Raw genomic sequence first — 13,317 nt, 5'->3', positions numbered from 1 at the left:
AAACCATGACCGACACGATCATCGAACCCAAGGTGGAAAACGCCCCCGACGTCTTCACGCAGGACCAGATCGGCTGGACGCCCTGGCTGACGCCGCTGGCCGAAAGCGAGCTGACGGAGCGGCATTACGAGGCGCTGGTCGACAAGGCGCGTGCCAAATCGCCCTACTTCGCCCTGCTGGTGCGCGATCCGGACATTCTCGAAGCGCGCACGAGGACCGACAAGGACATCTTCTACAACACGGCGGACGGCCTGCTGCGCGCCGAGCGCGAACTGGCCGCCACCGCGACCTCGCGCTACAACGGCTGCATCTTCTGCGCCTCCGTCCATGCCCGTTTCGCCTCGCACCATTCGCCGCACAAGGCCGAGGTGCAGAAGCTGCTGGACGAGGGCGTTTCCGTCGATCTCGGCGAACGCTGGAACGCCATCGTCGCGGCCTCGGTGGCGCTGACGGCGACGCCGCCCGCCTTCGGGCCGGAGCATGTGGAGCGCCTGAAGGCTGCGGGCCTTTCCGACGACGAGATCTACGACGTCGTTCACGGCGCGTCCTTCTTCAACTGGGCGAACCGGCTGATGCTGACGCTCGGCGAGCCGACGCCGGCCGGTTGAAGCTTGTTGCGAACGGGATAGGCCCGGGCGCCGGTATTTCGGTGCCCGGGCCTTTTCTTTTGCGCGGCAAAGGTGCTGCCGCTCAGAGCCAGCCGCGACGCAACAGGGCCAGGCCGGCAAAGGCACCGAGCGACGAGAAGACCAGGAACACCCAGCCGGAAACGGCGCCGGCGTGAATGCCGGACAGGAGGACGCCGACCGTGCAGCCAAGCGCCGTCATGGCGCCCCAGCCCATCAGGATGCCGCCGGCCAGCCGGCGCGCCAACCCCTTCGCATCGGGCCAGACCGGCCGGAATTGTCCGGCGGAAAGCGCGCTGGCGAAGCTGCCGGCAATCAGGCCGATGACGAAAAGACCGTTGGGAGACAGGATGGTGGTCTTCACGGCGGATACGCAGCCGCGCAGCGTGTCGAGACCGCCGAGCGTCTCCGGAATGATGCCGGCCGGCGTCGCGGCGGTGCGCACGAGACTGCCGAGTTCCGCCGTCACGCCGATCGGCGCTATCCGCAGATAGGCGAAGGCGCCGATGGCCGCGACGAGAATGCCGGTGAGCACCGGCGGCCAGCGGTGGACGAAGAGCGCCTGCAATGCGCCAGCGAGCGGCGTCGGCTGAGCGCCGGTCTCCGGCCCGGTCGCGGGGCGCCGGCCGAGCCACAAGGTGGCGACCGTCAGGGCCGCGACGGCGGCAAGACCGGCAAGGAGGGCGCCGCCATGTCCGAGAAAGCGCGGCAGCCACAGTGGCGGATCGTCGAACACGGTCAGTGTGAACAGGCCGTTCCAGGTCACGAATCCGGCGAGAAAGCCGAGCGCGGCGCCGAGAAGGGCGACGATGGAGCCGAAGGCGCCTTCGCCGATCCGGTAGAAGTGCCCGGACAGGCACGATCCCGAAAGCGCCATGCCGAAGCCGAAGGCCGCGGATGCGGCCGCCAGCACGAACCCGACGGGGCCGACATGGGCATTGGGCGGCAACCGGTCCGGCTGCGGCACGGGCACCCATGCCATGACGATCACGGTATAGAAAATGATGCCGAACCCGAGCGCGGCAAGAATGGACAGCACGCCGTCCGGCTTGCGCTGTTCCACGAGGTCCCTGAAATTGCACAGGAAGCAGAACCGCCCCCTTTGCAGGACGATGCCGAAAGCCGTACCGAGAAGGAGGGAGAGGGAGAGCGCCCGCCCGGCGCTGTCTGAGGAAAGCGCTGCGGACCACGCCGCAAGCGATGCGATCAAAACCAGTGAAATGGCCGAACGGCCGAAGGAAAAGGCCATGCAACAGTCTCGTCTTGCCCTGGAAATGCCGACGAGCGGGCCAGGGAGAAAGGCCCGCTCGTCATTGTCCGGCGCCGCACCCCGCGCGCCGGGTGGCTCGTCGTCTTCTACTTGCCGGTCCAGATCGTGCCCGACGGGTTGCTGACCGGAACGCCGACCGCATTGCCGTATTCGGTCCAGGAACCGTCATAGTTGCGGACGTCGTAGCCGAGGATCTTCTTCAGCGCGAACCAGGTGTGGCTGGAGCGTTCGCCGATGCGGCAATAGGTGATGATCGGTTCGCTGCCGTCGACGCCCTTGTCGGCGTAGATCTTCCTGATGTCCTCGGCGCTCTTGAAGGTGCCGTCCTCATTGACGATGGTGCCCCAGGGAACGTTCACCGCGCCGGGAATGTGGCCGGCGCGCACCGCCAGTTCCTTCACACCGTCCGGCGCGAAGATCTTGCCGGAATATTCGTCGGCGGAGCGGATGTCGACCAGCTTGATGTCGTGCTTGCCTTCGGCGACAGCCAGAACGTCGGTGAAGCGGGCGCGGATCGTGGTGTCGCGCTCCGGCAGGGTCAGGGCCGTTTCCGCCTGTTCCCTGGCCGTCGTGTCGAGCGGCAGGCCCTGGGCCTCCCAAAGCTTGCGGCCGCCATCCAGAAGCTTCACCTGGTCGCCGAGGCCGTAGGTCTCGAAAATCCAGGCGCCCCATGCGGCAAACCAGTTGTTGTTGTCGCCGTAGAGAACGATGGTCGTGTCATCGTCCACGCCGGCGCCGCGCAGCAGTTTTTCGAAATCGTCCTTCGTGGCGATGTCGCGGCGTTCCCTGTCCACCAGGTCGGTGTGCCAGTTGATGTTGACGGCGCCCGGAATGTGGCCGCGCTCGTAAACGCCGGTATCGACGCTCACCTCGAACACGCGAACCTTCGGATTGTCCAGGTTCTGCTGGAGCCAGTCGGCATCGACGAGCGCTTCGGATGCGGATGCCTGTCCGGCAAGCAGCAGCGCGGCGACCGCGGTCGTGGAGAACGCAGCGATTTTCTTCAGTCCCGGCATGTGAAACCTCCTCGTGGAATTCATTCTCTGATCTTTGACGCTCAGAGCATGACCAATCGAGGCAGGCGGATGAAGCGATATTATTCTATAGTTCCGGTCTATTCGGCATATTGCTGGCGGAAAGCGGTCGTTCCGGGCAAAACACGCATTGCGGGTGAAAATAGCCGCAAAACGGTATCACGTGGCCGATTCATCGGTGCGAAACAACTCTCACGGGAACGTGAGCGGCCGTGATCGAAGAACCGTTCGCTCCCGTCACACGGGATAGGGCAGGCCATACCGATCGCGGATCGTCCTGCCGTCGTATTCGCGGGGATAGACGCCGCGGTCCTGAAGGATCGGGACGACCTTTTCCACGAATTCGACGATGTCGTCCGGCGCCCGCGGCGGCTGGAGCGTGTAGCCATCCACGGTTCCGTCCTGCCAGAGGTCGATGATGCCGTCGGCGACCTCTTCCGGCGTGCCGAGAAGCAGGCGGTGATGGCCTTCCGAGCGGCGGACGACCTGCCGGGCGGTCAGCGTCTCGTGCGCCAGCAGTTCGGAAAGGCCAAGCCCCATGCCGACCGCCCATTGCCGGTTCTGGTCGGGAACGAAGCGTTCGGCGTCGAGCACGGCATCCGGGTCGAAGGTCGCCGGATCGAGGCCGTTCTCGCGGATGAACCGGGCGATCAGCCCGTCCTCAGAACCGGTGCCGGAGAAAAGCTCGTGCTTGCGCAGCGCCTCCTCGCGCGTTTCCCCGAGGATGACGACGAGGCCCGGTACGATGCGGATGCCGGATGGATCGCGGCCGAAGGAGACGGCGCGGTCGCGCACCTTCCGTCCGAAGGCGCGGCCGGCGGGGCGCGAGAGGATGTTGCAGTAGATGATCTCGCCATGCCGGGCGGCAAGGTCGATGCCGCCTTCCGAAGCGCCGGCCTGGGCGATGACCGGATGGCCCTGTGGGCCACGCGGCACGTTGAGCGGGCCGCGAACGTGGAAATAGGTGCCGTCATGGTCAATGGAATGCGCGGAGGAGGCGTCCCAGAACTGGTCTTCGGGCACGTCGCCCTCGCGGCGCGGGTCCCAGCTTGCCCAGAGCTTCTTGGCGACGTCGAGGAACTCGGTCGCCCGGGCGTAGCGCTCGCTGCGCGGGGGCAGCGGATCGTTGCCGAAGTTCGCCGCCACGTTCGGATTGAACGACGACACGACGTTGACGATCAGGCGGCCGCCCGAGACGATATCGATCGACTGCGTGCGGCGCGCCAGATTGTAGGGCGAGTTATAGGTCGACGAGATGGTGGCGACGACGCCGATATCGGGCACCTGCGCGGTCAGGCTGGCCGCGAGGATCAGCGGGTCGATCGTGTGGAAAGGCCGGCTGTGCGGGTCTGTGAGCAGGGCGGGATGATCGGAGAAGAAGACGGCATCGAAACGGCCCCTGTGCGCAAGTTCGCTCAGGCGCCGGTAATAGGCCGGATCGTTGATGTCGTGACGGGTGCCGCTGCGGTATTTCCAGGCATGCGGAAGATAGCCCGTGGTGTTGAGACCCACGTTCAGGTTCAGCCGTCTTTTCGTCTCGGTCATGAGGAGGTCGTTTCCTTTTGCGGAACGGGCACGATGCCCACTCCGCCCTGCTGCGATGGCGCGGTGCCGTTGACCGCGAAGTCGCCGACGATGCGGTCATGGTAGATTCGCGGGTTGTGGGAGGAGATGGTGCGGGCGTTGCGCCAGTGCCGGTCGAGCCCGTTGACGCGCCGGGCAGCGGATGCGCCGAGCGCGTCGAAGAGGACGGTGGTGGCGTCGAGAACCAGCGACGTCACTACGGTAACGGCCTGGCTGATCTCCAGTTCCGCATTGCGGGTGGCGAAGGCGATGACCTCCTCGTCGCCGCCGGCATTGGCGTCGTAGGCGCGCTGGAGGGATTCGGCCACCTTGAGGACGACGGCCCCGGCGGAATAGGCCGCGCCGCGCACCCGGCCGACGATCTGGAGGACCTGCGGATCGGCGGAGGAGCGCACCCCGTTGCCGCGGCCGTAGCCGCGCCGCCGCGCCGCCACGTGGCGGGCCAGATCGCCCGCCGCCGCCCGGCCGATGCCGGCCAGCGTGGCGAGGTGATAGAGCTGGAAATAGGGGCCGGAATAATTGAAGCGCGCGGGATGGGGCTTCACCCACTCGCCGGCGATGGCGACTTCGCGGAACCGGGCCGTGCCGCTGGCCGTCAGTGCCTGGCCGAAGCCGTCCCAGTCGTCGAGGATTTCCACGCCCTCGGCGCGGGTCGGCACCAGCGCGCCGGTGAGGTTGCCGTCGCCGTCCACCGCCGCAAGCGTGATCCAGTCGGCGTAGAGCGATCCGGTCGTGTAATATTTCTCGCCGTTCAGGCGCCAGCCGTCGCCTTGGCGGATCAATTGCGTCGAATGGGTTCCGAGCGTCGCTTCGCCCGCCTCGGAATAGCCGCTGCCGATGGTTTCGCCGCGCGCGAGGCGGGCAAGCCAGGCATCCCGCCAGGCATGGTGCTCGGCGGGCGTGTTCAGCAGATCCTCGATGAAGCCGAGATGGGCGCGGTAGGCATTGGCGAGATTGGGGTCGGCTTCTCCCAGTTCGATGATGAGGCCGAAAAGCTCCGGCAGGGTGAGGCCGCCACCGCCCGCTTCCGCGGGCAGGCGCAGTTTTCCGAAGCCCGCCTCCCGCAGTGCCGCGTAGGCGTCGAAGGGCAAATCGCGATTGACGTCGCGGGCGATGGCGCCGTCGCGGATGGAGGCGAAGACGGGCCGGAAACGGCTGGCGATGCTGTCGAAGCGCGCGCTCGGCGGCGCGCCCCAGGCCTGGGCGATGTCGGTCATGGTCGTGTTCCTGAGGCGCGTCGGCATCCGGTGACGCCCGCGCCGGTTCGAGGGGGAAGTTAGCAGCCGGTCTTGCGGCCGCGAGGCAGAAATTCTTTGCCGGGCGAGAAGAAAAACTTGTTCGCCCGGACTGGCCCGGGCGGCTTTGGTCTCAGGCCGCCTCTCTGGCGCCGGCCCTGAAATCGTGCAGCAGAATGGCGATTTCGAAGTTGCGGCGTTTCAGCCAGTGCGCGACGGTCCGTGCCCTGATGCCCAGAGTGTCGTCGATGAGCACGACGCGCGCACCCCTGACGGCGATGGTGCGGTAGGCGACGCCCAGCAATTGGCCGCCTTCGGACGAAATCGATCCCGGCAGATGGCCGGCCTCGAATTCTTCCGGCGTGCGCACGTCGAGAAGATAGGTCGTGCGGTCGGGATCCTTCGCCCAGAGTTCCGCCGTTGTCCGGTCGATGAAGGCGGTATCGTCGTCCGCGGCAAGCCGGGCGATGTGCCTTTCGGCGAACGTCAGGGCGGCGTCGCCGGGTTCGTCGTAGACGGCGGTGCGCCCGGTTTCGAGTTCGAAGCCCGCATTCGTCCAGCCGCGCGTGCCGTCGTCCAGATAGGCGACGGAATTCGGCACGCCGGCGTCGATCAGGGTCTGCGCCCCGAGGATGGCGCGTGGCAGGCCGGCGCAGGAGACGACGACCCGGGTTTCGGCGTCCGGCACGATATCCCCGAAGCGCAGGAGGAGTTCGGCTCCGGGCACGCCGATGGCGCCGGGAACGTGGCCTTTCTCGTATTCCGGCAGGGTGCGGCTGTCGAGGACGACGACCTTCTCGCCTGCGTCGCGCCATGCTTTCAGCGTTTCCGCCGATACGACGGGCGTTCCCTTTTCCGCGCGGATCGCCGTCACGAAGGGCACGCCCGGTATGTCGAAGGTCGGCAGGTCGTTGCCGCCGTCGGCGATCCAGGCAGGAATACCGCCCTCAAGCTAGCGGATATCGCTCCAGCCATCGGCCGAAAGCTGCTCTGCCAGCGCTTTCGCCGTGCCCTTGCCGTCATCGACCAGAACCGTGCGCACCGCCCGGCGTGGGACGAACCGGTCGAGTTCCGCCGGGACGCGCTCCGCCGGCAGGTTGGTGGCGAAAAGCGGCGATGCGTAGCCCACCTCTTCCGCCGGGCGGATGTCGAGGACGGCAAGCTCCCTGCCGTCGCCCAGCCATTCGATGAAAGTCTGCCTGTCGATCACGTTGCTCATGCTTGCTTCCTCGTGCTTACGATGCGCTGGTATCGATCCACAGGTCGCCGAAGCTCCAGTTCAGCCCCTGGGCGCCGGTAACGTGGTTGCGAACCTTCCTGTGGTAGACGATCTGGCTGCCGGCGGCGACGAGATCGACCGAGGCGACCTCGTCGTGGATGAGGTGCTGGAACTTGCTCCACAACTCCCAGCGCTTCTTCTCGTCGGGCTCGATGGCGGCGGCTTCCAGAAGCGCGTCGGCGTCCGGGTTGGAATAGTTGGCGGCGTTGGAGAAGGGCAGGCCGATCTGGAAGTTCCTGCTCCAGTAGGCGCGCTGGATGCCGAGCGAGGGATCGAAGGTGTTGGAGAGCGATTCCACCACCAGATCGAAGGCGCGGTCGGTATAGACCGTCTTCAGGAAGGTCGGCAGGTCGTACTTGTTGATCTCGACGCCGATGCCGATCTTTTCGAGCTGGTTGCGGATCACGTCGGCATAGCCCGGCGTCAGATAGGCATTGTAGGTGAGGCGCAGCCTGAACCGCTTGCCGTCGGCCTGACGCGGATAGCCGGCCTCGTCGAGCAGCCTTTCGGCCTCCGCGACGTCATGGGGATGGGCCTTGACCGCCGGATCGTACCATTTTGGCAGCGCGGTCGAGACCGGGCTCGGCGACACCTGCGCATAACCGAACAGCGCGACATCGACGATTTCCTGAAGATCGATGGCCTTGGCGATGGCGAGGCGAACCGGCTTCTGCCGCAGGATTTCGTTGTCGTAATTGAAGAAGAGCTGCTGTTGCGGCCCCGCATAGGCGTAGGTCGTCGTGTCGACCACCAGATTGGGGTTCTGTTTCAGGCGTTCGAGATCGGCCAGCGGCACCGGACCCTCGCCGATGTCGACCTCTCCGGTTTCGAGCGCCACGGCGCGGGCGGCCGGATCGGTGATGATGCGCAGGATGATGCGGTCGAGATAGGGCTTGCCCGCGTCCCAGTAGTCGGGATTGCGGTCGAAGATCAGGTGGCTGCCGGGTGTCCATTCGGTGAGCCTGAACGGCCCCGTGCCGATGGCGGTCTGGAGCGTCTGGCCGTCGCCGGGCTTCAGCTTTTCGAAGATATGCTTCGGAACGATGGGCGATTCCGAACTCGACTGGGCGGCGATCAGGAACGGCGCCGGCTTGGAGAGCACGATGACGGCGGTCAGCGGATCGGGCGTTTCGACGGCGGTGACGTTCTGGTAGGTGATGCGGCCGCGCGGATGCGCCTCCTTGAGACGCAGGATGGAGAAGGCGACGTCTTCGGAGGTGAAGGGCGTGCCGTCATGCCATTTGACGTTCGGGCGCAGCCTGAACGTATAGCGCAGGTGGTCGTCGGAGACCGACCATCCGGTTGCCAGCAGCGGTTTCGGCGTCAGGTCGAAATCGAAGGTCAGCAGGCCCTCGACGATCTTCGGGCCGATGGCCTGGCCGGTGCCCGACGAGGTGTTGATCGCAAAGAGCGCATTGCCGGGGTCGACGCGGTAGAGGAGTTTCAGCGTTCCGCCCCTGACCGGCTCGGCGGCTGCGGCCGCGGATCGGGCGAACGGCAGGATGCTTCCGGCGGTCGCAAGAAGCAGAAGCGTATTGAACTGGCGGCGATTGAACCTCATCGGCGGCTCCCTGTCTGGCATGGGATAGGAATGAAACGCTGCGAAGCATCCGGCCGAGTTCCGCAGTTCGGAAGAATGAAATTCTTTTCGATGCGGAAAGAATTGCTGTCTTTGAGAAAAAGGTTTTAATCTTCTGCTCGGGAAGAAACGCCGGTGCCGGCTTCGGCCGGTTTGGCGGCGTTCATTTTCCGGCGATTGCGGAGCTGACGACTTGCAGGAAAATTCGGCCGGGACATGTGTGCCGAAGGAGGGGGAATGTTCTTTCCCGCACGGCGTTCGAATTGGCAGGGTGTTTCTCGGCGCGTCGGGACGCGGTGTTATAACGTCCGGCCCGGCAATGTTGTGTTTTTCCCGTCGCCCGGAAAGACTGATCCAGAAACCCTGACAAGGAGCCCCATATGACCGTGCATCCTTCTTCCGTCACCGCTGCCGGCACCCCGCGCGAACGTCTCGAAACGCGGTATGGCGGCGCCGTTCCCGTTCTTCCGCCACAGTGGAATGCGACGCTGGACGTGCTTCTCGATCATCGCACGTCGCGCAACTACCTGCCGGACAGGCTGCCGGAGGGAACGGTCGAGCTTCTGGTGGCGGCGGCGCAGTCGGCGCCGACGTCGTCCAATCTTCAGGCCTGGAGCGTCGTCGCGGTCGAGGACCCGGAGCGCAAGGCGCGGCTTGCCGGCTATACGGGCGGCAATGCCCATATTCTCGATGCGCCGCTCTTCCTGATCTGGCTGGTCGACCTGAAGCGCCTGCGCGACATCGCCCGCGACGCCGGCAACCGGGGCGAGGGGCTGGATTATCTGGAAAGCTTCTTGCTCGGCGCCATCGATGCGGCGCTCGCCGCCCAGAATGCGGTGGTCGCCGGCGATTCGCTGGGGCTCGGTTCCTGCTATATCGGCGGCATCCGCAACCGGCCGGAGGATGTGGCCCGCGAACTGGGCCTGCCGCCGGAAACGGTCGCCGTCTTCGGCCTGACGGTCGGTTATCCTGACCCGGTGGTGAAGGCGGACGTGAAGCCGCGCCTGCCGCAATCGGCGGTGCTTTTCCACGAGCGTTACGGCGAAACGACGAAGGCCGATCTCGATGCCTATGACGAACGCCTGAAGGTTTTCCAGCAGCGGCAGACCCTGCCGCAGTCGGGCTGGACCGGCCCCGTGGCGAAGCGTGTCGAAAACGCTGCCGCCCTCAAGGGCCGCGCCGAACTGGCGGCGACGCTGCGCCGGCTGGGTTTCCCGATCAGGTAAGCGGCTGGATTGTCGATGGCGAAAAGGCCCGCGGAAGCGATCCCGCGGGCTTTTTTTAATTCCCGTCGCCGCGGCGTGTTGCGGTTTGCGTGGGCGGCGTGTGAAAGACAATTCTAGCGGCGGCCCCGAAGAGGTGATTTCCATCCGTTATCGCACCGCTATTAGTACATAATAGCTATAGACAATCAGTGTTTTGGCCTAGCATGGCAGCGACCGTCATTCCAGGTACAGGACGCCCATGACCGATGCCGCCCTCCGCAACCGGACGAAACCAGACGCCGTATGGTATACGCGTTGCCCGGCGCCGACGCCGCTTTCCATCGCGGCCCAGTTGGGTTGGGTGGAGGAAACGTTCGTCCGGCATGGCATTGCGGTGTCCTCCATCCGCGATTCCCTCGATCCGGCGATCCGCCAGAGCCATTTCGATCACCGCCTCGACTGGTCCTTCCGGCAAGGCGGTAATATTCCGCCGATATGGGCGCGGTCCGGCGGGCGCAAGACGCGGCTGATCGGGTTGACGAGAACCGACGAGTTCCAGGCCGTCATCACCCTTCCCGAAACCGGCATCGCTAGCGGCGCGGACCTTGCCGGGCGAAAGATCGGCCTTCCCCGCCGTCCCGGGGAAATCATCGACTTCCAGCGCGCCACCTCGCTCAAGGGCATCGTTTCGGCGCTGACGGTTTCGGGCCTTGCCGTTGCCGATGTCGATCTGGTCGATCTCGTGTCGGACGAGCCTGTCCTGTCCGGTCCCGACGACGGGCGCCTGCACGGGCTGCGCCGTCGCCTGCCCTATGGCGAGGAGATCGCCGCCCTGCATCGCGGCCTGATCGACGCCTTCTTCGTCAAGGGGGCGGAAGGCGTGACGGTCGCTAACCTGATCGGCGCGCGCATCGTCGTCTCGACCGGCTTCCATCCCGATCCGGCCATCCGCATCAATAACGGCACGCCGCGCCCGCTGACGGTGGACGCCACCTTCGCCGACGAGCGTCCCGATCTGGTCGCCGAACTCGTCGTTGCCGTGCAGCGGGTCGAGGAATGGGCGCGGGACAATCCGGACGAGGCGGTCCGTTTCGTCGCCCGCGAGATCGGCGCCAGCGAAGAGGCCGTGCGCGCCGCCAACGGCGCCGATCTGCACCGCCATCTGACGCTGGATCTCGATCCGGCCGAGATCGGCGCCATCGCCCATTTCAGGGACTTCCTCCTCGAATGGGGGTTCATTCCCGCCCACTTCAACGTCGACGACTGGGTGGATGCCCGACCGCTCGCACTGGCGCGCAACCACCTGGCGCATTGAGGAGAGTTCATGTCCGGCATCACTATCGTGACGGGAGCAACCGGCAGGCTCGGCCAGCGCGTCGTCCGCCGCCTTCTGGAGAGGAAGGAGCGCGTTCGCGTTCTGACCCGCCGTCCGCAGGACGCGGCCCGCCTGTGGGGCGACCGAGTCGAGCTGGCTGCCGGGGATTTCGCCGAGCCGTCCCGCCTGCCGGCGGTCTTTTCCGGTGCGGAACGGCTGTTCCTGCTGTCGCCGATCGGCGAGCGTCTGGCCGCCTACCAGAACGGGGCCATCGATGCCGCCGTCGCCGCCGGCATCGGGCGGATCGTCAAGATATCCGGCTCGGACTGGACGATCGAAAACGCCGACCGTTCCGTGTCCGGTGCGGCGCATGCCGAGGTCGAGGCCCATCTGAAGCGCAGCGGCGTGCCCCATGTCGCGATCCGCCCCAACGCGTGGATGCAGGTTTCGCTGGCGCCCGTCGTCGCTGCGGCGGCCCGCGGTGAGCATCTGCCGGTGCGTTACGGCGGTGCTGCGGTGTCCTACATCGACGCGGAAGATATTGCCGAGGTTGCCGTCCACGCTCTGCTTGCCGAAAAGCTCATTGACGGACCGCTGGTCCTGACCGGCGGGGAGGCCCTCACCGCCGTCGATATCGCGCGTATCGCGGCAGGGGTGCTGAAGCGTCCTCTGGCGCTGTCCGAAACCGCACATGCCGGGGTGCCGCCGCATCTGGCGGCTTTCGAGCGGCGGGCCATTGCGGAATTCATCGAGCTTATGGTCGAGGGACTGGCGGCATCCGTGACGGATACGGTGAAGCGGTTGACCGGCAGGCCGCCGCGCAGCGCCGAGCGCTTCCTGGCGAACCAGTTCGCCTCCGCTTCGCCTCTGAAAGTTTCGACAGGAGAAAAGACATGGCATTGACCGCACCGCAGGCCACCGGCCCGGAACTCAAGGGACCGCTCGATTTCGAGGATAGCCCGCTGAGCCGCGCATCGAAACAGCCGCTGATGCTCGGCCTGTTTCTCAACCTTCAGGACATCAACTTCTCCAGCGTGCCGACCAGCAACAGCTGGACCTTCGACTACAATGCCGAACTGGTGAAGAAGGCCGACGAACTGGGATTCGAGATCGCCTTCAGCCGCACGCAATGGCTGCCCAAGGGCGGATATGACGGGTCGGCCTCGCTCGACAGCTTCATCGCGCTCGGCGCCATGTCGGCCATCACGAAAAACATCCTGCTGATCTCGACGATCCACGTTCTCTACGGCCCGCTGCACCCGCTGCATCTAGCCAAATACGGCGCGACGCTCGACCATATCTCCAGGGGCCGCTGGGGCATCAACATCGTCACCGGGCACCGGGCCGTCGAGCACGAGATGTTCGGCTGGCAGCGCATCGACCACGACAAGCGCTACGACATGACGTCCGAACTGTTCGACGTCCTGCACCGCCTCTGGACGGAGACGGAGAACTTCTCCTATGAGGGCAAGCTCAATCCCTGGTCGATCAATAACGGCTGGATCACGCCGAAGCCGCTGTTCGGCCGGCCGAACCTCGTGACGGCAACCGGCTCGCCGGCCGGTTTCGATTTCGCCGCCCGTCATTCGGACCTGGTTTTCGTGACCTCCCCCGGCGGCGCGCATATCGACAGCGCGCTGGAAACGCTTCCCGACCATATCGCGACGCTCAAGAATCGCGCCGCCGCCTATGGCCGTCAGGTCAAGGCGATCATCAACCCGATCGTCGTTTCCCGCGACACGGAGAAGGAGGCGCTTGCCTATGCCGATGCGATCGAGGCCGGCAAGCCGCAGCCCGGCACGCGCGCCTTCGCCACCAACAACTACGACAGCGACGCCCATGCCTGGCGCGGCCGTGGTGACGCCCGTCACAAGCAGGGCCGCAATCTCGGCGGCAATATCGAGATCATCGGCTCTCCCGAACAGGTCGTCGACCAGCTTGTCGGCCTGAAGAAGGCCGGGATCGACGGGGTTCAGCTCAATTTCTACGATTTCCGCGCGGATCTGGACTATTTCGCCGAGCGAATCCTGCCGCTCCTGAAGGAGGCCGACCTCCGGCTCTGACCGGATCATTGCCCGAACGAAGGAAGAAAGACCTGCGGCCGCATGGTCGCGGGAGGGACGATCATTGCTTTTTCAAGGACATGCCCGCGGCCCTCGCCACCGATCCGGTGAGTGTCGCCCATAAAGA

At 65.7% G+C, this 13,317-nt stretch carries 10 protein-coding genes and 1 pseudogene; 5 read left to right on the top strand and 6 right to left on the bottom strand.

Annotated elements, in window-relative coordinates:
* The first annotated feature begins 5 nt into the window (after positions 1-5).
* Positions 6-608 (top strand): alkylhydroperoxidase domain protein, encoded by a 603-nt coding sequence (locus NOF55_RS21485; RefSeq protein WP_306413178.1) that lies wholly within the window; start codon positions 6-8, stop codon positions 606-608.
* Between the two features lie 82 nt (positions 609-690).
* Here NOF55_RS21485 and NOF55_RS21480 read toward each other — a convergent pair whose 3' ends face one another.
* From NOF55_RS21480 to NOF55_RS21455, 6 genes and pseudogenes are all read right to left on the bottom strand, one after another.
* Positions 691-1,875 (bottom strand): YeeE/YedE family protein, encoded by a 1,185-nt coding sequence (locus NOF55_RS21480; RefSeq protein WP_306413177.1) that lies wholly within the window; start codon positions 1,873-1,875, stop codon positions 691-693.
* 107 nt (positions 1,876-1,982) lie between these two features.
* Positions 1,983-2,912, bottom strand: coding sequence for a sulfurtransferase (locus NOF55_RS21475; protein ID WP_306413176.1), 930 nt, complete (start codon positions 2,910-2,912; stop codon positions 1,983-1,985).
* A gap of 255 nt (positions 2,913-3,167) precedes the next feature.
* Positions 3,168-4,475 (bottom strand): NtaA/DmoA family FMN-dependent monooxygenase, encoded by a 1,308-nt coding sequence (locus tag NOF55_RS21470; RefSeq protein ID WP_306413175.1) that lies wholly within the window; start codon positions 4,473-4,475, stop codon positions 3,168-3,170.
* Complete coding sequence (locus tag NOF55_RS21465) at positions 4,472-5,731, bottom strand: acyl-CoA dehydrogenase family protein (RefSeq protein ID WP_306413174.1); 1,260 nt, start codon at positions 5,729-5,731, stop codon at positions 4,472-4,474. The genes NOF55_RS21470 and NOF55_RS21465 overlap by 4 nt, the downstream gene beginning before the upstream one ends.
* Positions 5,732-5,882: 151 nt before the next feature.
* Positions 5,883-6,968, bottom strand: a pseudogene (locus tag NOF55_RS21460) (rhodanese-like domain-containing protein).
* 16 nt (positions 6,969-6,984) lie between these two features.
* Complete coding sequence (locus NOF55_RS21455) at positions 6,985-8,589, bottom strand: ABC transporter substrate-binding protein (RefSeq protein WP_306413173.1); 1,605 nt, start codon at positions 8,587-8,589, stop codon at positions 6,985-6,987.
* A 398-nt stretch (positions 8,590-8,987) separates the two neighbouring features.
* Here NOF55_RS21455 and NOF55_RS21450 point away from each other — a divergent pair, with 398 nt between their 5' ends.
* From NOF55_RS21450 to NOF55_RS21435, 4 genes are all read left to right on the top strand, one after another.
* Positions 8,988-9,833, top strand: coding sequence for an NADPH-dependent oxidoreductase (locus NOF55_RS21450; RefSeq protein ID WP_306413172.1), 846 nt, complete (start codon positions 8,988-8,990; stop codon positions 9,831-9,833).
* A 238-nt stretch (positions 9,834-10,071) separates the two neighbouring features.
* Positions 10,072-11,127, top strand: a complete 1,056-nt coding sequence (locus tag NOF55_RS21445) for an ABC transporter substrate-binding protein (protein WP_306413171.1) — start codon at positions 10,072-10,074, stop codon at positions 11,125-11,127.
* A 9-nt stretch (positions 11,128-11,136) separates the two neighbouring features.
* Positions 11,137-12,030 carry an NmrA family NAD(P)-binding protein gene (locus tag NOF55_RS21440; RefSeq protein WP_306413170.1) on the top strand — a complete coding sequence of 298 codons (894 nt, stop codon included), beginning with the start codon at positions 11,137-11,139 and terminating at the stop codon, positions 12,028-12,030.
* Positions 12,021-13,190 (top strand): LLM class flavin-dependent oxidoreductase, encoded by a 1,170-nt coding sequence (locus NOF55_RS21435; RefSeq protein WP_306413169.1) that lies wholly within the window; start codon positions 12,021-12,023, stop codon positions 13,188-13,190. Before NOF55_RS21440 ends, NOF55_RS21435 begins: the two co-directional genes overlap by 10 nt.
* Positions 13,191-13,317 lie beyond the last annotated feature (127 nt).

The sequence above is a fragment of the Ectorhizobium quercum genome (assembly GCF_026552795.1).
Taxonomy (GTDB): Bacteria; Pseudomonadota; Alphaproteobacteria; order Rhizobiales; family Rhizobiaceae; genus Ectorhizobium; species Ectorhizobium quercum.
The sequence above is the reverse complement of the archived record's forward strand: the minus strand, read 5'-3'. Positions and strand labels throughout refer to the sequence as shown.

What these genes read in the sequence shown, in the direction of transcription:
- NOF55_RS21485 (WP_306413178.1), top strand. Translation starts at nt 6, where the DNA reads ATGACCGACACGATCATCGAACCCAAGGTGGAAAACGCCCCCGACGTC.
- NOF55_RS21450 (WP_306413172.1), top strand. Translation starts at nt 8,988, where the DNA reads ATGACCGTGCATCCTTCTTCCGTCACCGCTGCCGGCACCCCGCGCGAA.
- NOF55_RS21475 (WP_306413176.1), bottom strand. Translation starts at nt 2,912, where the DNA reads ATGCCGGGACTGAAGAAAATCGCTGCGTTCTCCACGACCGCGGTCGCC.
- NOF55_RS21445 (WP_306413171.1), top strand. Translation starts at nt 10,072, where the DNA reads ATGACCGATGCCGCCCTCCGCAACCGGACGAAACCAGACGCCGTATGG.
- NOF55_RS21440 (WP_306413170.1), top strand. Translation starts at nt 11,137, where the DNA reads ATGTCCGGCATCACTATCGTGACGGGAGCAACCGGCAGGCTCGGCCAG.
- NOF55_RS21465 (WP_306413174.1), bottom strand. Translation starts at nt 5,731, where the DNA reads ATGACCGACATCGCCCAGGCCTGGGGCGCGCCGCCGAGCGCGCGCTTC.
- NOF55_RS21480 (WP_306413177.1), bottom strand. Translation starts at nt 1,875, where the DNA reads ATGGCCTTTTCCTTCGGCCGTTCGGCCATTTCACTGGTTTTGATCGCA.
- NOF55_RS21455 (WP_306413173.1), bottom strand. Translation starts at nt 8,589, where the DNA reads ATGAGGTTCAATCGCCGCCAGTTCAATACGCTTCTGCTTCTTGCGACC.
- NOF55_RS21435 (WP_306413169.1), top strand. Translation starts at nt 12,021, where the DNA reads ATGGCATTGACCGCACCGCAGGCCACCGGCCCGGAACTCAAGGGACCG.
- NOF55_RS21470 (WP_306413175.1), bottom strand. Translation starts at nt 4,475, where the DNA reads ATGACCGAGACGAAAAGACGGCTGAACCTGAACGTGGGTCTCAACACC.